We start from the raw sequence: 20,149 nt of genomic DNA, 5'->3' as shown, positions 1-20,149 counted from the left end.
CCGCACCGACGAAGGACCGTATGTGCCGCTGAACGTCTGGACGAGCTGGCCGCTGCCGGAGGCACTGTCCCGCGCGGACGACAGCGGGGCACGCCGGTGGATCGGCCGCTGCGTCCGAGCGGTGGCGGTCGTGGCGCTGATGTGGTCGACCCTGGTGGGCCCGGGCTTCCGGGGCTGGGCCCTGGTGGCGGCGCTGGCGGGGACGGCCGCGACGCTGATGGCGTTCCGGGCCTTCTTCCGGACGACGCTGGCACACCGGCTGTGGCCGTCGGTCGCGCTGTTCGCCGCTCTGGAGGCGGGGGCCTTCGGCTTCGAGTCCGGCGGGGCGCACCTGCCGGCCACGGTCCTGTGGTGCGCCTGCGGTCTGACCGCCCTGGAGCGGCTGCCGCTGGCGGCCGGCATCCCGTGCTCCGCCGCCGCCCTGGGCACCTTCGCCCTGGTGCGCAGCGACAACCTGCTGACGACCGTCACGACCGCCGGAGGGCTGGCGCTGGCGGGCTACGTCGTACGGCTGGACGCGGAGTCCCGTGGCAACACCCGGCGGCTGCTGGCCCAGGAGCGGGCGGCGCGCGCGGCCGAGGCGGAATCGGCGGCGCTGGCCGAACGGAGCCGGATCGCACGGGAGATCCACGACGTCCTCGCCCACAGCCTCAGCGCCCAGCTGGTCCACCTGGAGGCGGTGCGGATGATGATCCAGCGCAGCACCGACCTGGAGGAGGACCGCGCACGGCTCCTGGAGCGGGTGGTGGCCTGCCGGGGCATGGCCCGTGAAGGGCTGGACGGCACCCGTGAGGCCCTTTCGGCGCTGCGGGGGGAGATGGCCCCGGTCGAGGACTTCCTGCGCCGTCTGGCCGCCACTGAGGGCGTTCAGCTGGATGTCACGGGCGAGGCGCGCGCCCTGCCGACCGAGGCCGGGCTCGCGCTCCGCAGAGTGGTCCAGGAGGCGCTGACCAACGTACGCAAGCACGCGCCGGGGGCCCGGGTGCGGGTGCGGCTGGAGTACGCGGCCGACGACGTGGGGCTGGAGGTGTGCGACTCCGGTGGCCGCGCCGCGCCCGGTGAACTGGCCGGGAGCGGCTCCGGGTACGGTCTGCTCGGGATGCGGGAGCGGGCCGAACTCCTCGGCGGAACCCTGGAGTCCGGCCCCGATGAGGAGGGTTTCGTGGTGCGGTTGCGGGTGCCCGCATGACGGCGCGTGCGGTGGCGCGGGTCGTGGTCGCCGATGATCAGACGGTGGTGCGCGAGGGAATCGTGATGCTGCTGGGGCTGCTGCCGGAGGTCGAGGTGGTCGGATCGGCCGCGGACGGCGAGGAGGCGGTCCGGATGGTCGCCGAACACGCCCCCGACGTCGTCCTGATGGACCTGCGGATGCCGCGCTGCGACGGCGTGGAGGCCACCCGGCGGATCCGCGCCGCACACCCCGGCACCCAGGTCGTGGTGCTCACCACCTACGCCGATGACGACTCGCTCTTCCCGGCGTTGCAGGCCGGCGCACGCGGCTACCTGACCAAGGACGCCGACGGCGACGAGATCGCCCGCGCCCTCACCGGGGTGCTCTCCGGGGAGGCCGGTCTCTCGCCGAAGATCCAGCGCCGGCTCCTGGAGCGGGTCACCGAGCCCGTACGGACCGCACCGCAGCCGCGCGAGGAGCCGCCGGACGGGCTGACCGCCCGGGAGGTGGAGGTGCTGCGGCTGGTGGCCGAGGGGCAGTCGAACCCGGAGATCGCGCGCACCCTGCACGTCTCCACCGCGACCGTGAAGACCCACATCAACAACCTCTTCGGCAAAGCGGGGCTGCGGGACCGCGCCCAGGCCGTCCGTTACGCCTATCGTCATGGTCTCGCACAGCCACCCGGATAACTCATCACCTGATGGGGTGAAGGGTCCGGAATGAACCATCCGGGATCTTCCTTTCTGTCCACCCTTGGGCCGCACGGACAACCACCCCGTGCACCAAGGAGAGTTCGGTGGACAAGCAGGACGGCCGCTCGGCCGGTGAGCCAGGGGCCGTAGGGCTCGACGACCCCTGGTACGACACGCTCGCCTCCGGGTGGGGCGAGCACGACGGCACGGCGGACCCGGTGGGCGGGCCGGTCAGTGCCCCGGAGGCCCCGCCCGCTGCGCGGCCCGCGGCGTACGACGAGGTCTATCTGGCGGTGCAGCGCAGCGGGGCCTTCCAGGAGGTGCGCCGGCGCTACCGGCGGTTCGTCGTGCCCGCCACGGTGGCCTTTCTGGCCTGGTACCTCGCGTATGTGATCGCTTCGGTCGCCGCGCCGGGCCTGATGGCCCGGCCCGTCGCCGGCGCGCTCAACGTGGCGCTGCTGGCCGGGCTCGGGCAGTTCGTCACGACCTTCCTGCTCACCTGGGCGTACGCCCGCCATGCGCGGCTGCGCCGGGACCGTGCCGCGCTCGACATCCGCTGGGAGACCCAGGAACTGACCGGAGGGAACGCCCGGTGACCGGCGACCACCAGACCCTGGCGCTCGTCCTGTTCAGCGCCTTCATCGCGGTCACCCTCGCGATCACCACCTGGGTGAGCCGCCGCCGGCAGGGTTCCGCCGAGGAGTTCTACGCCGGCGGCCGGCTCTTCTCGCCCATGGAGAATGGTTTCGCCATCGCGGGTGACTACATGTCCGCCGCGTCCTTCCTCGGCATCGCCGGGCTGATCGCCCTCTTCGGGTACGACGGCCTGCTGTACGTGGTCGGTTTCCTGGTCGCCTGGCTCGTGGTGCTCCTCCTGGTCGCCGAACTGGTCCGCAACTGCGGGCGGTTCACCCTCGCCGACGTGCTGGCCGCCCGGATGCGGGAACGTCCGGTCCGGATCGCGGTCGGCACCGCGTCGGTCACCGTGTCCGTGCTCTATCTGGTGGCTCAGATGGTCGGTGCCGGCAGCCTGGTGGCGTTGCTGCTGGGCGGTGGGGGAGCGCAGGCCCGTACCTGGATGGTGATCGGGGTCGGCGCCCTGATGGTGGTCTACGTCGCCTTCGGCGGTATGCGAGCCACCACCTGGATCCAGATCGTGAAGGCCGTGCTCCTCCTGGGCGGTGCCGTCGCGCTGACCGTCCTGGTGGTCCTCCGCTTCCACGGTGACCCCAATGCGCTGCTGACCACCGCCGCCGAACACAGCGGCCACGGGAGGGACTTCCTCGCACCCGGCCTCAAATACGGAGGCGGCTGGACCGCGCGGCTGGACTTCATCAGCCTGGGGCTCGCGCTGGTCCTGGGGACGGCCGGACTGCCGCACATCCTGTCCCGCTTCTACACCGTCCCCACGGCGCGCGCCGCCCGCCGGTCCACTGTCTGGGCCATCGCGCTGATCGGCGGCTTCTACCTGATGACCATCGTGCTGGGCTTCGGCGCGGCGGCCGTTCTGGGCAGCGGTGCCGTCCGCGCGTCCAGCGCGTCCGGCAACACCGCCGTTCCGCTGCTCGCCCTCGACCTGGGAGGCGGCAGCGGGTCGACCGGCGGAACGGTGCTCTTCGCCGTGGTGGCCGCGGTCGCGTTCGCCACCATCCTGGCGGTGGTCGCCGGCATCACGCTCGCCTCGTCGGCCTCCGTCGCGCACGACCTGTACGCCTCGCTGCGGCGACCGCGCGGCCGGGAACGGGGCACCGAGCGTGGCGAGGTGGCGGTGGCCCGCATCGCCGCCGTGGCGGTCGGTGCGACCGCCATCGGCCTGGCGCTGCTCGCCCGGGACCTGAACGTCGCCTTCCTGGTGGGCCTGGCGTTCGCCGTCGCGGCGTCGGCCAATCTGCCGGCCCTCCTGTATGCCCTGTTCTGGCGGCGCTTCACCACCAGGGGAGCGGTCTGGTCCGTCTACGGCGGACTGATCCCGGCGGTCACCCTGGTCGCCCTCTCACCGGTGGTCTCCGGCAGCCCGGACTCCCTCTTCCCCGGCCCGGACTTCGCCGTCTTCCCGCTCGACAACCCCGGGGTGGTGTCGATTCCGCTGGGCTTCCTGATGGGCTGGCTGGGAACGGTGCTCTCCCCGGTGGGCACCGACGCGGCCCGGTACGCGGAGACGGAGGTGCGGTCGCTGACCGGGGCCGGGGCGGTGTAGCGCACGGAGCGCGGTGCGGGCCGGGACAGCCGGGGCGCCACTGGGGCCGACCATGGGGCCGTGGGTCAGACCCACTCGTAGCGGTGCTCGGGGCGGCCCGTCTCGCCGTACCGGAGGGTGAGACGCACCCGCCCGGCCCGTTCCAGCAGCTTGAGGTAGCGCTGGGCGGTCTGCCGGCTCAGCCCCGCCTGGAGGGCGACGTCCTGGGCCGACAGCGGGGCGTCCGCGGACCGCAGCACCGCACGCACCCGGTCGGCGGTGGCGGCGGAGTGGCCCTTGGGCAGCTCGGCCGGGCCGGCGTTCGCGGCGCCCAACGCCCCGAAGATCCGGTCGACCTCCGACTGTTCGGCCTGTCCGCCGTCCGCGAAGGTGCGGTGCAGCGCCGCATAGCCCTCCAGCTTGGACCGCAGCCCCGCGAAGGTGAACGGCTTGACCAGGTACTGCAGGGCGCCGTGCCGCATCGCTGCTTGGACGGTGGCGACGTCGCGGGCCGCCGTCACCATGATCACGTCGGTGAGCAGGCCCCGCCGCCGCAGGTCAGCGACCAGCTGCAGCCCCGTACGGTCGGGGAGGTAGTGGTCCAGGAGGATCAGATCGACGGAGTGGGTCTCCAGGGCGGCGAGGGCCTCGCCGACACTGTGCGCGACGCAACTCACGCGGAAACCGGCCACCTTGGCGACGTACGCCGCGTTGATCCGCGCGACCTGCGCATCGTCGTCCACGACCAGTACGTCGATCATCGTCCGGCCTCCGTGGTGTCGTTGGCGCGGCGCGCGCCCTCGGTGCCAGCGGCCCGCCCGGTGGCGGTGCCCTCCCCGGCCTCGCCCTGGTGAGGCGCGGGCTGTGCTGCGGGCGGCTCATCGGAGAGCGCGTCGGGGACCGTTACGGTGAACACCGCGCCGCCGCCCGGGCGTTCGCCGACCTCGGCACCGCCCCCGTAGCGCTCGGCGAGCCTGCGTACCAGCGCCAGGCCGATGCCCCGCTGCCCGTGGGAGGGCGGTTCCTTGGTCGACCAGCCCTCGGTGAAGATCTCCGCATGGTGCGCCTCGGGCACGCCCGGCCCGTTGTCGCTGACGCGTACGACGGCGGTCCGGCCCTCGGTGCGGACCTCGACCTCCAGGTGGGCATCGCGCTGCCCAGAGGTGGCGTCCAGGGCGTTGTCGACGAGGTTGCCGAGCACGGTGACCAGGCTGTGCGGGTCGACCAGCCGGTCGGGCAGCCGGGTCGCGGGCGCGATACGCAGCGAGACGCCCCGTTCGGTGGCGACGGTGGCCTTGCCCACCAGGAGGGCGGCCAGCAGCGGATCGTGGATGCGCTCGGTGACCTGCTCCGCGGTGGCGCGGTGCACGCCCACCGCCCGGGTCACGAACTCCACGGCTTCCTCTTGCAGCCCCAGTTCCAGCAGGCCCAGGAGGGTGTGCAACCGGTTGGCGTGTTCGTGGTCCTGGGCGCGCAGGGCGTCGATCAGGCCCCGGGTGCCGTCCAGTTCACGGCCCAGCCGCTCCAGCTCGGTGCGGTCGCGCAGGGTGACCACGGCGCCCCCGTCGTCGGTCGGCATCCGGTTCGCCACCAGGACCCGATGCCCGCTGACGGCGAGGAGGTCGGAGCCCGAGGCACGGCCGGCCAGCACATCGGTCGTCCGGCCCGGGGGGAGGACGGTGTCCAGCGGGCGGCCGGTGTCCTCGGCGCGCAGGTCGAGCAGGCGCTGTGCCTCGTCGTTCATCAGGCGGATCCGGCCCTGCCCGTCGAGGGCGAGGAACCCCTCGCGGATGCCGTGCAGCATCGCCTCCCGCTCGGCGAGCAGCGCGGAGATGTCGGAGAACGCCAGGTCGTGGGTGCGGCGCTGGAGGCGGCGGGAGACGAGATAGGCGGCGAGCGCACCCACCGCGAGCGCCCCGCCGGCGTAGGCCAGCAGCTGCGGCACGGTGGAGAGCAGCCGCTGCTGCACGCTCTCGTAGGAGATGCCCACCGAGACGGCGCCGATGACCGTGCCGTCCTCGTCGCGCAGCGGGACCTTGCCCCGCGCCGAGCGCCCGAGGGTGCCCTCGTCGATCTGCATGACCTCCTGGCCGGAGAGCACGGCGCTGGGGTCGGTGGAGACGTGGCGCCCGATCTCGTCCGGGTCGGTGTGCGACCAGCGGACCCCCCGCCGGTCCATGATCACTACGTATTCGGCCCCGGTGGCGGCGCGGATCCGCTCCGCGGCGTTCTGGACGGGGCCGTGGCGGGACGGACGGGAGGACTCCAGCGCGTCGTCCAGGTGCGACTCGGCGGCGGTGGTCTGGGCGATGGCCAGCGCCCGCCGCATCGCCTGGTCGTCGAGTTGCGCGCTGAGCGGGGCGAGGAACAGCCCGGTCGCCAGCGCGGTGACGCCCGCGGCGATGGCCAGCTGCACCATCAGGACCTGTGCGAAGACCCGGCGCGGCCAGCCCAGCCGGGCTCGTGCCAGGCGCGGTCTGCGGGCGGTGCCGGCGGTCGGAGCATCGGCGGGAAACCGTGGGGAGCCCGAGGACCTGGCGGCTCTCGGGCGCGGTACCGACGCTTCCTTCTCGCCCATACGAACGAACAGTAAGCGCGGTGACGACCGGGCGGGTAATCCCTGGGACACCGAATGCGGAGGGTGTCCGGGCGGCGACGTCCGTGAGAGGTGGCGCGCCGCGAGAGTTATCCACAGGGCTTTCGATCGCTGAGTGTGCGCACTTAATCTCGAAGCGTGAAGTTGATCGCGACGCGGCGGGTGTGCCGGGGGCGCCGGGCGTGCTGGGCGTGCTGGGCGGGGCGATGCCGGAGGCGGCGAAGTGGCCTTGACGTCGGAGGGATTGAGGGAAGTCGGGGCTCCGCCCGGGAGCAGTGGGGCCCGGTCGGGCTCGGACCGGGGCCGGTCGGGCTCGGACCGGGGCCGGTCGGGGCTCCGCCGGGATCAGGGCGAGCGATGCGCTCGCGGGGGCGCGGTCAAGGGAGTGGGGAGCCGTGTGGAAGGGAGCGAGGACATGCAGAGGGTAAGGAGCTGGGCCCAGAGGGTAGGGGGCTGCGCCGCGGCCCGAGGAGGGGCCGGGGACGCGGGAAGCTGGCGGTGTTTCCGCCTGCGGTCAGGCCGACAGGGCCGGCAGGGCCTCTGCGGCGGTGACGGAGGTGACCGCCATCCGGGCGGGCGGACCGAGGGGGGCTCCGCAACTGGCCGGTGCGGCGGCGCCGTCGGCCCGCTGCTCGACGGTCACGTGCCAGACGCGGCCGTCGTTGTGGGCGACGGTCACGACCCAGGCGGGGGAGTCGGTGACCGTCGCCGGGTGGCCCGGCGTGGCGCCGTCCGACGGCAGGGGGCGGTGGATCCGTACGGTCTCGATGATCTCCAGGGCGTCCGCGCGGTCTTCCCTGGTGAGCCGGCGGACGGCGAGATCGGCGGCCTGGGCCGGTCGGTCCCACGCCGAGCGGCCCCGGCAGTGGTCGAGGGTGATCCGGCCGTCGCGCGCCGCCTCGATGGCGTCCTTGACCAGCGGGGCCGAGGCGCGTCCATAGGCGTAGCCGTAGGGGAGGACGAAGAGCGTGGGGGAGAAGCGGTGGCCGCCGATGTGGGTGACCTCCCAGGCTTCGGTTCCGGCGGCGGCGAGTTCGGCGGCGAGCGGGCGGCCGAGGAGGGCGCAGCAGCGGTCCCGCTTGCCGTTGGTGCATACCAGGACCAGCGGTTCGCCGGTGTACTCCGCCCACCGGCCGCCGTGTTCGCCCGTTCCCAGTGCGGTGAAGTCCAGGTCGAGGGCCTCCCGCGGATCCGCGACGGTGGTCGTACGGATCCAGGACCGCCCCGGGGCGGTGTGCGCGAGGAACAGTCGGCGCTTGGAGACGCCGTGGCAGTCGGCATGGCGGCCCGGTCTGCGGATGAGCGCGATACGGACGCCGGTGCCCTCGGCGGCGGCTTCCAGGGCCCGGCCGAGGTCGGGGTCGAGGTGGCTGTTGGTCAGGGCGTGGGCACCCCAGGGCCCGGTCTGCTCGATGAGCAGCCAGGTCCGGGCGGTGGCCGCGGTGCCGGCGAGAGGTTCGGCGGCTTCCTGGGAGGCGCTGGCGCAGAGACTCACATAGGCGAGCCTAACCTCATTAGCCGGCGGCCGGTGGTCGGGAGGGTGGTCGACGGCCACGGCGACGGCGATGACGGTGGCGATGGCGGTGTCAGGGATGGGGGCGGTGTCGTGGTGGGCGGCCGGAGCCGGGCCGCGCCCCGCGTGCCGAGCGGCGTCAGGGCAGCGGCTGCGGCGGCCGGGGGCCGCAGTACTGCCCGCGGGGCCGCAACCGGGCGGGAGTCTCCTCGTACTCCTCCAGGGCATGGGCGACCCACCCAGCGGTGCGGGCCACGGCGAAGACGGTCTCCCCGGCCTCGGCCGGCATACCGGTCGCGACGGTGAGCACGGCCAGGGCCAGGTCGATATTGGCGTGGAGCTCCGTGTGCCGGGCGGTGGTGGTGATCACCTCGCGGGCGGCCTGGAGGGCCGGGCGGGCCCGCGGTACGTCCTCCAATAGTCCGAAGAGGGTGCGGGCCCGCGGATCCTCACCCGGGTAGACGGGGTGCCCCAGCCCCGGCACCCGGCGGCCGGCCCGTAGATGGTCGGCGACGACCGCGGCCGCGCTGCCCCGCTCCAGTACCTCCAGCAACATCCGGTGGGCGAGCCCGCTCGCCGCGCCGTGCAGGGCGCCGTCCAGCGCCCCGAAGCCGGCGGAGACGATCGCGTACGGATGGGCGCGCGCGGAGGCGGCCACCCGGACCGCGAGCGTCGAGCCGGCGAGGTCATGGTCGATGAGCAGGACCAGTGCGGCGTCCAGGGCGCGGAGGCAGGGCGCGTCGGACGGCTCGGCAGTCAGCCGTGACCACAGCCGGGGAGCCAGCGGGCCGGTGTCCGGTTGTTCGACGGCCGGCTGCCCGGAGGCGGGTGTCGGCAGGGCGTCGACGAGGGTGGGGATCAGGGTGCGGGCGGTGTCGAGGACGGCGCGCTCGGAGAGGTCGAAGCGGAGCGGGTCGGCGGCCGCGGCGGCGATCACCGAGACCCGCAGCTGGTCCATCGGGCCGCTGTGGGCGGGGAGCGCCGCCACTGCGCGGCGGGCCGCGGCGAGCGCGTCGCGCGGGGCGACGAACCGCTTGCCGCGGTGCATCTCACCGGTCCACAGCCACTCGGCGACCTCCTCGTAGCGGTAGTGGGCGGCGAGCTCGGAGGAGTCGACGCCGCGGAAGTAGCAGTGGTCGCGGTCGATCAGCGTGATGCCGGTGCGCACCGCCAACTCGCTGCTGGGGCTGGCCGGTTCGCGCCGGCCGCCGCGCCGGGCCAGCGCCTCGACCTCCTTCGCGTCGAAGGTGCTGCCCCGGCCGCCGGGCCCACGCCGGCTGGTCAGTTGGCCGCGGCTGACATACGCGTACACCGTCTCCGGCTTCACGCCGAGCCGGTCGGCCGTTTCCCGGGTGCTCAGTCGCCGCTCGCCCGGGTCCTGTGCCCTGTCCTGATCCGCCATGGGGTCACCGTATCCAGACCCATACACATTGATTCAATCAATATTGACGATTATTGAGTCAAGCATAGATAGTCGAATCAATATCCAGGGAGGAAGAAGAGGAGTTCCGCCATGTCGATCGCTGAGGCGAACGCACCTGTCGACGTGCCCCGCGGGCTTTCCGGCGTCATCGTCACCGAGACCCGGCTCGGCGATGTACGGGGCCGCGAGGGCTTCTACCACTACCGGCAGTACTCCGCCGTCGAGTTGGCCACCAGCCGGAGCTTCGAGGACGTCTGGTACCTGATGTTCCACGGCACCCTGCCCGACGCGACGCAGCGGGCGGCCTTCACCGCCGAGACCGCCGCACTGCGCCCGCTGCCGCCGGCCGTACGGGACGCACTGCCCGCCCTCGCCCGGGCTGGGGCGCTCGCCGGACCGCTGGCCGGGCTGCGCACCGCCCTGTCGCTCCTCGGCGCGTCGGCCGGCTTCCGGCCGCTGTACGACATCGACGCCGGCCGCCGCCGCGCCGATGCACTCGCCACCTGCGCGGCCGTACCGACCCTGCTGACCGCGCTGCACCGGCTCGGCCGAGGACAGCAGCCGGTGGAGCCGCGGGCGGACCTCGGCCACGCCGCCAACTACCTCTACATGCTCACCGGCGAGGAACCGGACCCCGAGCAGGTCCGGGCGATCGAGTCCTATCTGATCTCCACCATCGACCACGGTTTCAACGCCTCGACCTTCACCGCCCGCGTCATCACCTCCACCGGAGCCGACCTCGCGGCCTGCCTCGTGGGCGCCGTCGGAGCGCTCTCCGGGCCGCTGCACGGTGGCGCGCCCAGCCGCGCCCTGGACATGCTCGACGCCATCGGCACCCCGGACCGCATCGACGACTGGGTCCGCGAGCGGGTGCTGACCGGCGACCGGATCATGGGCTTCGGCCACTCCGTCTACCGCACCGAGGACCCGCGCTCGCGGATGCTGCGCGGGATCGCCCAGCAGCTGGGCGGCCCGCTGGTGGAATTCGCCGTCCAGGTGGAGGCGAGGGTGGAGGAGCTGCTGGCAGAGCTCAAGCCCGGCCGGGAACTGCACACGAACGTGGAGCTCTACGCAGGCGTCGTCATGGAGCTGTGCGGGCTGCCGCGGGAGATGTTCACCCCCACCTTCTGCGCGGCCCGGGTGGTCGGCTGGAGCGCCAACATCCTGGAGCAGGCGGAGGACACGAAGATCATTCGCCCGGCGGCGCGCTACGTCGGCCCGCCCCCGCCGCAGCCGCTGCCCGAGGTCGCGCCCCGCTAGGGCACACAGGTCCCGGCCCCGCGGCGGTCGGAGTGGCGCCGCCCCGGCCCCGGCGGCGCGCGGGGGCCGGTCCGCTCTCCGTGACGCGGCCCCGGCCCCGGGCCGCGCCACCGGCGGTCCGTTACGATCGACAGCTCGTCCGCCGCCGGTCCGTGCGGCCCGCCACCCGCACTCTGGAGGCGCCCTCTTGGCCATGCAGCAGATCCCGGTCGTCGTCCTCGCCGGCTTCCTCGGATCGGGCAAGACGACGCTCCTCAACCACCTGCTGGGCGCCGGCGACGGGACCCGTATTGGCGCCATCGTCAATGACTTCGGCAGCATCGAGATCGACGCGATGACCGTCGCGGGGCAGGTGGACTCGATGGTCTCGCTCGGCAACGGCTGTCTGTGCTGTGCCGTCGACACCAGCGAACTGGACACCTATCTGGAGCGGCTGGCCCGCCCCTCCGCCCGTATCGATGTGATCGTGATCGAGGCCAGCGGGCTCGCCGAGCCCCAGGAACTCATCCGGATGATCCTCGCCAGCGACAACGACCGGATCGTCTACGGCGGGCTGATCGAGGTCGTGGACGCCGCCGAGTTCGAGGCCACCAGGGCCCGGCACCCGGAACTCGACCGGCACGTGGGCATCGCCGACATCGTGGTGCTCAACAAGGCCGACCGGATCGACGCCGCGGCCCGGCAGTCCCTGAAGGACACCCTGGCGGAGCTCGCTCCCGGTAGGCCGGTGCTCTGCACGGCGTACGGGCGGATCGACCCCGAGCTGTTCTTCGACCGCGGAGCGGGGGACGACCGCGATGCGCCGGTGCGCCAGCTGTCCTTCGAGGACCTGCTGAGGGAGGCCGCGGCGCACGACGGGCCCGCCCCGCGCACCGGTGACCACCGGGACCACCCCGACGGCCAGGGCCAGGCACCGTGCGACCACGACGGCGGTCCCTGTGACCACGCCGAGCACGCCGACCACACCGGGCACTTCCATGCCGCCTACCAGAGCGTCGAGTTCACCTCGGCCGAGCCGCTGCACCCGCGTCGGCTGATGGACGTCCTCGACAGCCGCCCGGCCGGCCTCTACCGGATCAAGGGCTTCGTCCACTTCGATGTCCCCGAGAACCGCCAGAAGTTCACGCTGCACGCCGTCGGCGACTTCCTGCGCTTCTACCCCGAGCCCTGGCCGAAGGGCGAGGAGCGGTGCACCCAGCTCGTGATGATCGGCAGCGATATCGACGCCCCGGCGCTGCGCAAGGAGCTGGCGAACTGCCGGGAGACCGGCCCGTCGGAGGCCGACGCGAACAGCATGTGGGGCGTGCTGCGGTACGTCGCGGCCCACGAGGAGGACGACTAACGCCGCACGGGCGTTTCCGCACGGACGCCGCCGGGCCGGTGCGTGACCGGCCCGGCGGCGTCCGTCTTCGTTGCGGCGTCGCGCCTACATCGGCCCCGCCAGTACGGCCACCGGCTTGGCCAGCGCCACTCCCGAGCCGTCCCGCCGCGGATCCGGCTCCGGCAGCGGGACCGGCGCGCCCTTGGCGTCCGCGGCCCGTACCGGCGCCGGCCCGGCCCACGCCTGGGTCAGGCAGTCCTCACCCTTGAGGAAGCGCTGGCAGCGCACCCCACCGGTCGCCCGGCCCTTGCGCGGATACTGGTCGAAGGGCGTCAGCTTGGCCGTCGCGACCGAGTCGTCCAGCGTGTCGTGCGCACCGGCGACCGTGAACACCATCGCCTCGACGGACGGATCGATCGCCGAGAACGCGATCACCTTCGCACCGTCGCCGAGCTTGACGCCCGCCATACCGCCGGCCGGCCTGCCCTGCGGCCGTACCTGTGAGGCCGGATAGCGCAGCAGCTGTGCCTCGCTGGTGATGAAGACCAGGTCCTCCTCACCGGTGCGCAGCTCGACCGCGCCCACGATGCGGTCGCCCTCCCTGAGGGAGATGACCTCCAACTCCTCCTTGTTGGCCGGGTAGTCGGGCACCACCCGCTTGACGACCCCCTGTTCCGTGCCGAGCGCCAGGCCCGGGGAGGACTCGTCCAGTGTGGTCAGGCAGACCACCTCCTCGCCGTCCTCCAGCGAGAGGAACTCCGCCAGCGGTGCGCCGCCCGCGAGGCTGGGCGCCGCCGCGGTCTCCGGGAGCTGCGGCAGATCCACCACCGAGAGCCGCAGCAGCCGGCCCACGGACGTCACCGCACCCACCTCGCCACGGGTCGTCGCCGGCACCGCCGAGACGATCACATCGTGCTTGACCCGCTTGGCGTCGACATCGAACGGCAGCTCGCCGGTGGCCGTGCGCGCCAGCAGGCCCGTCGAGGACAGCAGCACCCGGCAGGGGTCGTCGGCGACCTCCAGCGGCACCGCGCCGACCGTGGTGCCGGACGACTCCAGCAGGACCGTGCGCCGGTCCGTGCCGTACTTCTTCGCCACCGAGGCCAGTTCGCCGGACACCAGCTTGCGCAGCTCGGCGTCCGACTCCAGGATCCGGGTCAGCTCCTCGATCTCCTTCTGCAGCCGGTCCCGCTCGGACTCCAGCTCGATCCGGTCGAACTTGGTCAGCCGGCGCAGCGGGGTGTCGAGGATGTACTGGGTCTGGATGTCGCTCAGCGAGAAGCGCTCGATCAGCCGCTCCTTGGCCTGCGCGCTGTTCTCGCTGGAGCGGATCAGGCGGATCACCTCGTCGATGTCCACCAGGGCCGTCAACAGGCCCTCGACCAGGTGGAGACGGTCCTGCCGCTTGCCGCGCCGGAACTCGCTGCGTCGACGCACCACTTCGAAGCGGTGGTCGACGTAGACCTCCAGCAGCTCCTTGAGGCCCAGGGTCAGCGGCTGGCCGTCCACCAGCGCGACGTTGTTGATGCCGAAGGACTCCTCCATCGGCGTGAGCTTGTAGAGCTGCTCCAGGACGGCCTCGGGGTTGAAGCCGTTCTTGATCTCGATCACCAGCCGCAGGCCGTGCTCGCGGTCGGTGAGGTCCTTGACGTCGGCGATGCCCTGGAGCCGCTTCGAGCCGACCAGGTCCTTGATCTTGGAGATGACCTTCTCGGGGCCGACCGTGAAGGGGAGTTCCGTGACGACCAGGCCCTTGCGGCGGGCGGTGACGTTCTCCACCGTGGCCGTCGCGCGGATCTTGAACGTGCCGCGGCCCTTCTCGTACGCGTCCCGGATACCGCCCAGGCCCACGATCCGGCCGCCGGTCGGCAGGTCCGGACCCGGCACGAAGCGCATCAGGGTCTCGAGGTCGGCGCCCGGATGCTTGATCAGGTGGCGGGCCGCGGCGATGACCTCGCCCAGGTTGTGCGGCGGCATGTTCGTCGCCATACCGACGGCGATGCCGGAGGCGCCGTTGACCAGGAGGTTGGGGTAGGCGGCCGGTAGGGCCACCGGCTCCTGCTCCTGGCCGTCGTAGTTCGGCGCGAAGTCGACGGTGTCCTCGTCGATGGACTCGGTCATCAGCGACGTCGCGGACGCCATCCGGCACTCGGTGTACCGCATGGCGGCCGGCGGGTCGTCGTTGCCCAACGAGCCGAAGTTGCCGTGGCCGTCCACCAGGGGCAGCCGCATCGAGAACGGCTGCGCCATCCGCACCAGGGCGTCGTAGATCGAGGCGTCGCCGTGCGGGTGGAGCTTACCCATCACCTCGCCGACGACCCGGGCGCACTTCACATAGCCGCGGTCGGGGCGCAGGCCCATCTCGTTCATCTGGTAGAGGATGCGACGGTGCACCGGCTTGAGACCGTCGCGGGCGTCCGGCAGGGCGCGCGAGTAGATGACCGAATACGCGTACTCAAGGAAGGAACCCTGCATCTCGTCGACGACGTCGATGTCGAGGATCCTCTCCTCGAAGTCGTCCGGCGGCGGGGTCTTCGTGCTGCGGCGGGCCATCGCGGCTGCGGCTCCTTCTGCTGCGTCTACTGCCGAGGTCGGGTGGGTGACGTCGGGTGACGTCGGTCAAGCGGTCGGGTCGATCGGCCGGGGGAACAACCGGCGGGTAGCTCTGAGTCTGACGCGGACCATTGTGGACCGCCCCGCTGACAACGCCGACCGCGACTCCCCCTGTCCCGTCCGCGACGCCGTGCGCGGCCCACGTTCGGGGCCGGAGGACCCGGAACTTCGCCAGATGCCGACGCGGTTGCATACAGTGACAGAACTTCCTCGCAAGCGGATCGAAGGGACGTACATGCCCATGGGTCACACGGCCACAGAACAAGCCGGCTCCGGCGGCCTGACAGCGACCGAGCACCGGCTGGCCAACGGCCTGCGCGTGGTGCTCTCCGAGGACCACCTGACCCCGGTCGCAGCGGTCTGCCTCTGGTACGACGTCGGCTCCCGCCACGAGGTCAAGGGCCGCACCGGCCTGGCCCACCTCTTCGAGCACCTGATGTTCCAGGGCTCCGCCCAGGTCAAGGGCAACGGCCACTTCGAACTGGTCCAGGGCGCAGGCGGCTCGCTGAACGGCACCACGAGCTTCGAGCGCACCAACTACTTCGAGACCATGCCCGCCCACGAGCTGGAGCTCGCGCTCTGGCTGGAGGCGGACCGGATGGGCTCGCTGCTGACCGCGCTCGACGAGGAGTCCCTGGAGAACCAGCGCGACGTCGTCAAGAACGAGCGCCGCCAGCGCTACGACAACGTCCCCTACGGCACGGCCTTCGAGAAGCTGACGGCCATGGCGTACCCGGAGGGCCACCCGTACCACCACACGCCCATCGGATCGATGGCCGACCTGGACGCGGCCTCCCTGGAGGACGCGCGGGCGTTCTTCCGCACCTACTACGCGCCCAACAACGCCGTGCTGTCGATCGTCGGCGACATCGACCCCGCGCAGACGCTGGCCTGGGTCGAGAAGTACTTCGGCTCCATCCCCGGGCACGACGGCAAGCAGCCGCCCCGTGAGGGCTCCCTGCCGGAGACCATGGGCGGCGAGCTGCGCGAGGTCGTCGAGGAGGAGGTGCCCTCCCGCGCCCTGATGGCGGCCTACCGCCTGCCGCACGACAACACCCGCGAGGCGGACGCCGCGGACCTGGCGCTGACCGTGCTGGGCGGCGGCGAGTCCTCCCGGCTCTACAACCGCCTGGTCCGCCGCGACCGCAGCGCCGTGACCGCCGGCTTCGGCCTGCTGCGGCTGGCCGGTGCGCCGTCGCTGGGCTGGCTGGACGTGAAGACGTCCGGCGGGGTGGAGGTCCCGGACATCGAGCGGGCGGTCGACGAGGAGCTGGCCCGCTTCGCCGCCGAGGGACCGACCCCGGAGGAGATGGAGCGCGCACAGGCCCAGCTGGAGCGGGAGTGGCTGGACCGGCTGGCCACGGTCAGCGGCCGCGCCGACGAACTGTGCCGCTACGCCGTGCTGTTCGGCGATCCGCAGCTCGCGCTGACCGCCGTGCAGCGCGTCCTGGAGATCACGCCCGAGGAGGTGCAGGCGGTCGCCCAGGCCCGGCTGCGCCCCGACAACCGTGCGGTGCTGGTCTACGAGCCCACGGAGCCCGCCGAGACCACCGACGCCGACACCGAGGAAGGGGAGGCGGACCAGTGAGCGACGCCACCAGCCGCACCGATTCCCCCATGGCCACCATGGAGTTCCACCCCCAGCCCCGGGGCGGCGCGCCCAAGCCGTGGGCCTTCCCGGCGCCGGGGCGCAGCCAACTGTCCAACGGGCTCACCCTGCTGACCAGCCACCGCCCCGGCCAGCAGGTCGTCGCGGTCGAGGTCAACCTCGTGGCCCCGTTGGACGCCGAGCCCGAGAGCCTGGACGGCGTTGCCACGATCATGGCGCGCGCCCTGTCGGAGGGCACCGACAAGCACGACGCCGAGGAGTTCGCCGCCGAGCTGGAGCGCTGCGGCGCCACGTTGGACGCGCACGCCGACCACCCCGGCGTACGGGTCTCCCTGGAGGTCCCGGCCTCCCGGCTGCCCCGCGCGCTCGGCCTGCTCGCCGATGCGCTGCGCGCCCCCGCCTTCCCCGAGAGCGAGATCGAGCGGCTGGTGCGCAACCGCCTCGACGAGATCCCGCACGAGCTCGCCAACCCGGCCCGGCGCGCCGCCATGGCGCTGTCCAGGGAGCTGTTCCCGGCCACCTCCCGGATGTCGCGGCCGCGCCAGGGCACCGAGGAGACCGTCGCCCGGATCGACGCCGCGGCCGTCCGCGCCTTCTACGACGCCCACGTCCGGCCTGCCACGGCCACCGCCGTGATCGTCGGCGACTTCACCGGCGTGAACCTGGACGCGGCGCTGGCCGACACCCTCGGCGCCTGGACCGGCTCCGCGGCCGAGCCGCGGAAGGCCGCGCCGATCACCGCCGACGACACCGGCAGGGTGGTGGTCGTGGACCGCCCCGGTGCCGTTCAGACCCAGTTGCTCATCGGCCGCATCGGCTCCGACCGGCACGACCGGGTCTGGCCCGCGCAGGTCCTCGGCACGTACTGCCTGGGTGGCACCCTCACCTCCCGGCTGGACCGCGTGCTGCGGGAGGAGAAGGGCTACACCTACGGGGTGCGCGCCTTCGGCCAGGTACTGCGCTCCACCGCCCCCACGTCCCCGGAGGGGGCCACCGGCGCCGCGCTGCTCGCCATCAGCGGCTCGGTCGACACCGCCTCCACCGTCCCCGCGCTCCAGGACCTGTGGCAGGTGCTGCGGACCCTCGCGGCGGAGGGGCTGACGGACGAGGAGCGGGACGTCGCGGTGCAGAACCTCGTCGGGGTCGCCCCGCTGAAGTACGAGACCGCGGCGGCCGTCGCGGGCACCCTCGCCGACCAGGTGGAGCAGCAGCTCCCGGACGATTTCCAGGCGCAGTTGTACGCCCGGCTCGCGGAGACCGGCACGGTCGAGGCGACCGCGGCGGCGGTCAGCGCCTTCCCCGTGGACCGACTGGTGACGGTCCTGGTGGGGGACGCGGCGCAGATCGCCGAGCCGATCAAGGCGCTGGGCATCGGTGAGGTGACGGTCGTCAGCGGCTGACGACCCGTCGCCTGACAGCTGGTCAGGTACCGGCACGGCTCCCGTGGCGCAGGCCGCCGCGGGAGCCGTCGTATGTCCGGTTTGTGGCGGCTGGCCGCTGTGGTTCTTGTGGCATCCCGCACAAAAAACAGGTTCTGTTTGCCGATTGAAAGTTGCCCCGTTTAGCGTCGGTCCGGCTGTTCGTCACAACTCCGCCACAACAGTGGCACCGGGCAGTCATCGCCGAGTCCCCGTACGGCGCGAGCCAGGGGAGCCGGGGACCCACACGTCCCCTGGGGTGAATCGGACTCCTCTCCGGAGGAGCCCGTAGGAGACCTTCCTGCTCCGAACCCGTCAGCTAACCCGGTAGGCGAGAAGGAAGGAAAGGACGAGCCAGCACATGGCCTTCACCCGTGGCACCGGGAAGCACCGTCGTACCGCCCCCGCCCCGCGTACGACCCGCAACATCGCCGGCATAGCCACCCTCGCGGCTTCCGGCGTCGTCGCCTCCGTGGCCTCGCCGGCGCTGGCGGCCACGGACGAGCCGCGCACCCACGACACCGGTCTGCAGCAGGCCGTGGTCCTCGGTGACGAACTGGCCGACCGGGTCGAGGCCCAGGCCGACGCCCAGCAGGCGGTCGCCGCGAAGGAGCACGCCGAGGCGCTCGCCAAGAAGCGGGCCGACGAGGCCCGGCGGCTCGCCGAGGCGGCCAGGAAGAAGGCCAAGGCGGAGCACGAGGCCAAGGTGCGCGCCGCCCGTGCGGCCGAGCGCAAGCGGCTGAACACCTTCGTCGCCCCCGTCGCCGGCTCATACGTCTCCACCGGCTACAAGGCCTCCAGCAGCCTGTGGTCCTCCGGCAGCCACACCGGCATCGACTTCCACGCCGCCTCGGGCACCTCGGTGCACTCCGTCGGCTCGGGCACCGTCGTCGAGGCCGGCTGGGGCGGCTCGTACGGCAACAACATCGTGATCAAGATGCACGACGGCACGTACACCCAGTACGGCCACCTGTCCTCGATCGGCGTCTCGGTCGGCCAGACCGTCACCAAGGACCAGCAGATCGGCCTCTCCGGCGCCACCGGGAACGTCACCGGCCCGCACCTGCACTTCGAGGCCCGCACTTCGCCCGACTACGGCTCGGACATCGATCCGATCTCCTATCTGCGCGCGCACGGCGTGAACGTCTGACGAGGCGCCGGCCCCTCCGGCGCTCCGCACCTCCGGCCAGCGGATCCGTCCGCTGGCCAAAAATTATCCCCGATCAACCGGACTCCGTCGGAAAAGCCGCTCCGGTCGAATAGAGTCACGGAAAAGTCGCCGACCGGCGGCTTTTCCAGGGGATTACGGCGGAGGCACGGACGATGCGAGGCCATATTTCCGCGCATGCAGTGTGCACGGCGATTCGCGAGGACATCGTCTCCGGTGCGCTGGCGCCGGGGAGCCGGCTGATCGAGGAGATCCTGGCGGCGCGTTACGGCGTCTCCAGAGTGCCGGTGCGCGAAGCCCTGCGCACCCTGCAGTCGGAGGGCTTCGTCACCACCCGCCACCACGCGGGGGCCTGCGTCGCCGAGCCCACCGAGCAGGAGGCCGCCGACCTGCTCGACGTACGTGCCCTCCTGGAGCCGCTCGGCGCGGCCCGCGCCGCCACCCGCCGCAGCCCGGCCCATCTGAAGGTGCTGCGTGGCCTGGTGCAGCTCGGCCGCGACCGGGCCCGCCACGGGAACCCCGCCGACCTGCGGCAACTGGACGGCTGGTTCCACGAGACGCTTGCCCAGGCGGCCGGTAGCTCCAGCCTGACCGCGCTGCTGACCCAGCTGCGGCGCAAGATCGAGTGGATGTACGCGGTGGAGCCGCCGGCCCGGTCCGGTGAGGCGTGGGACGAGCACGGCGCGGTGCTGGACGCGGTGGCCCGAGGGGATGCGGAACGCGCGCGTGCCCTGATGGCGGCCCACATCGAACGCTCCCTCCCCGTGTACCGGCTGCGCCGCCCGGCCGCCGCCGACGTGAGGGATCCGAAACGGCCCGTCAACACGGCGCGTGCCCGCTCTTAACAATCGGGCCGTATACAAAGGGGTGCGGAATTCGGGTTGCCGACCGCAGGGTGTCGGCCCTTTCGCTCCCGCATTTCCGGTCCGGTGCCGCTGGCGTACGCATCGCGCATTTATCGGCCGGGATGTGGAATGGCGCGGGCGAATGGATCCGCGCCGGGCCGTCGTGCGCGGAATTCACCTGCCCTGCCGAGAGGTGTGGAATTCCCGCGCGGGGGCGATCGGCGTGGATTCGACGACACGGAACTGCTGAGACGGACCTGCCGGGACGGAACTTCCGGCACGGTATTGCCGGACCATGTGCAGCGGCCCCGTCGCGACGACCGATCACCCCGGCCGGGGGGCAG

The 20,149-nt window shown here is 72.6% G+C and carries 15 protein-coding genes and 1 riboswitch; of the genes, 10 read left to right on the top strand and 5 right to left on the bottom strand.

What is annotated here, in order from left to right:
- Window positions 1-22: 22 nt before the first annotated feature.
- The 4 genes from AB0G84_RS27490 to AB0G84_RS27475 all read left to right on the top strand — a co-directional run bounded on the left by AB0G84_RS27490 (window position 23) and on the right by AB0G84_RS27475 (window position 4,060).
- Entirely contained in the window at window positions 23-1,189 is a 1,167-nt protein-coding gene (locus AB0G84_RS27490) for a histidine kinase (RefSeq protein ID WP_361326203.1), read from the top strand.
- A complete protein-coding gene (locus AB0G84_RS27485; RefSeq protein WP_361326200.1) occupies window positions 1,186-1,860 on the top strand; it encodes a response regulator transcription factor in 675 nt (224 codons plus the stop codon). Before AB0G84_RS27490 ends, AB0G84_RS27485 begins: the two co-directional genes overlap by 4 nt.
- Window positions 1,861-1,967: 107 nt before the next feature.
- A complete protein-coding gene (locus tag AB0G84_RS27480) occupies window positions 1,968-2,459 on the top strand; it encodes a DUF485 domain-containing protein (protein WP_361326197.1) in 492 nt (163 codons plus the stop codon).
- Window positions 2,456-4,060 (top strand): cation acetate symporter, encoded by a 1,605-nt coding sequence (locus AB0G84_RS27475; RefSeq protein WP_361326194.1) that lies wholly within the window; start codon window positions 2,456-2,458, stop codon window positions 4,058-4,060. Before AB0G84_RS27480 ends, AB0G84_RS27475 begins: the two co-directional genes overlap by 4 nt.
- A 65-nt stretch (window positions 4,061-4,125) precedes the next feature.
- Here the strand turns inward: AB0G84_RS27475 and AB0G84_RS27470 are convergent, their stop codons facing one another.
- The 4 genes from AB0G84_RS27470 to AB0G84_RS27455 all read right to left on the bottom strand — a co-directional run bounded on the left by AB0G84_RS27470 (window position 4,126) and on the right by AB0G84_RS27455 (window position 9,550).
- Window positions 4,126-4,800 (bottom strand): response regulator, encoded by a 675-nt coding sequence (locus AB0G84_RS27470; RefSeq protein WP_361326191.1) that lies wholly within the window; start codon window positions 4,798-4,800, stop codon window positions 4,126-4,128.
- Window positions 4,797-6,458 (bottom strand): sensor histidine kinase, encoded by a 1,662-nt coding sequence (locus tag AB0G84_RS27465; RefSeq protein WP_361326403.1) that lies wholly within the window; start codon window positions 6,456-6,458, stop codon window positions 4,797-4,799. Before AB0G84_RS27465 ends, AB0G84_RS27470 begins: the two co-directional genes overlap by 4 nt.
- Before the next feature lie 691 nt (window positions 6,459-7,149).
- Window positions 7,150-8,130 (bottom strand): sucrase ferredoxin, encoded by a 981-nt coding sequence (locus AB0G84_RS27460; protein ID WP_361326188.1) that lies wholly within the window; start codon window positions 8,128-8,130, stop codon window positions 7,150-7,152.
- A 157-nt stretch (window positions 8,131-8,287) separates the two neighbouring features.
- On the bottom strand, window positions 8,288-9,550 hold the full coding sequence (locus AB0G84_RS27455) for a citrate synthase (RefSeq protein WP_361326185.1): 1,263 nt from the start codon (window positions 9,548-9,550) through the stop codon (window positions 8,288-8,290).
- Between the two features lie 111 nt (window positions 9,551-9,661).
- Between AB0G84_RS27455 and AB0G84_RS27450 the strand changes: the two genes are divergently transcribed.
- Both AB0G84_RS27450 and AB0G84_RS27445 read left to right on the top strand, forming a co-directional pair.
- Window positions 9,662-10,831 carry a citrate synthase/methylcitrate synthase gene (locus AB0G84_RS27450; protein ID WP_361326182.1) on the top strand — a complete coding sequence of 390 codons (1,170 nt, stop codon included), beginning with the start codon at window positions 9,662-9,664 and terminating at the stop codon, window positions 10,829-10,831.
- Between the two features lie 187 nt (window positions 10,832-11,018).
- Window positions 11,019-12,173 (top strand): GTP-binding protein, encoded by a 1,155-nt coding sequence (locus AB0G84_RS27445; RefSeq protein ID WP_361326179.1) that lies wholly within the window; start codon window positions 11,019-11,021, stop codon window positions 12,171-12,173.
- Window positions 12,174-12,257: 84 nt separating this feature from the next.
- Here the strand turns inward: AB0G84_RS27445 and AB0G84_RS27440 are convergent, their stop codons facing one another.
- Window positions 12,258-14,705 carry a DNA topoisomerase IV subunit A gene (locus AB0G84_RS27440; protein WP_361326176.1) on the bottom strand — a complete coding sequence of 816 codons (2,448 nt, stop codon included), beginning with the start codon at window positions 14,703-14,705 and terminating at the stop codon, window positions 12,258-12,260.
- A gap of 301 nt (window positions 14,706-15,006) precedes the next feature.
- Between AB0G84_RS27440 and AB0G84_RS27435 the strand changes: the two genes are divergently transcribed.
- From AB0G84_RS27435 to AB0G84_RS27420, 4 genes are all read left to right on the top strand, one after another.
- A complete protein-coding gene (locus AB0G84_RS27435; protein ID WP_361326400.1) occupies window positions 15,007-16,353 on the top strand; it encodes a pitrilysin family protein in 1,347 nt (448 codons plus the stop codon).
- Between the two features lie 29 nt (window positions 16,354-16,382).
- On the top strand, window positions 16,383-17,774 hold the full coding sequence (locus tag AB0G84_RS27430; RefSeq protein WP_361326397.1) for a pitrilysin family protein: 1,392 nt from the start codon (window positions 16,383-16,385) through the stop codon (window positions 17,772-17,774).
- 210 nt (window positions 17,775-17,984) lie between these two features.
- A riboswitch (cyclic di-AMP (ydaO/yuaA leader) is annotated at window positions 17,985-18,141 on the top strand.
- Between the two features lie 12 nt (window positions 18,142-18,153).
- Entirely contained in the window at window positions 18,154-18,942 is a 789-nt protein-coding gene (locus AB0G84_RS27425) for a M23 family metallopeptidase (protein WP_361326173.1), read from the top strand.
- Window positions 18,943-19,115: 173 nt separating this feature from the next.
- The gene (locus tag AB0G84_RS27420) at window positions 19,116-19,805 is read left to right on the top strand and encodes a GntR family transcriptional regulator (protein ID WP_361326170.1); all 690 of its coding nucleotides are present in this window, start codon (window positions 19,116-19,118) and stop codon (window positions 19,803-19,805) included.
- Window positions 19,806-20,149: the final 344 nt, after the last annotated feature.

The organism is Streptomyces sp. NPDC020742, assembly GCF_040641675.1.
Taxonomy (GTDB): domain Bacteria; phylum Actinomycetota; class Actinomycetes; order Streptomycetales; family Streptomycetaceae; genus Streptomyces.
This window is presented reverse-complemented; position numbering and strand designations above follow the sequence as displayed.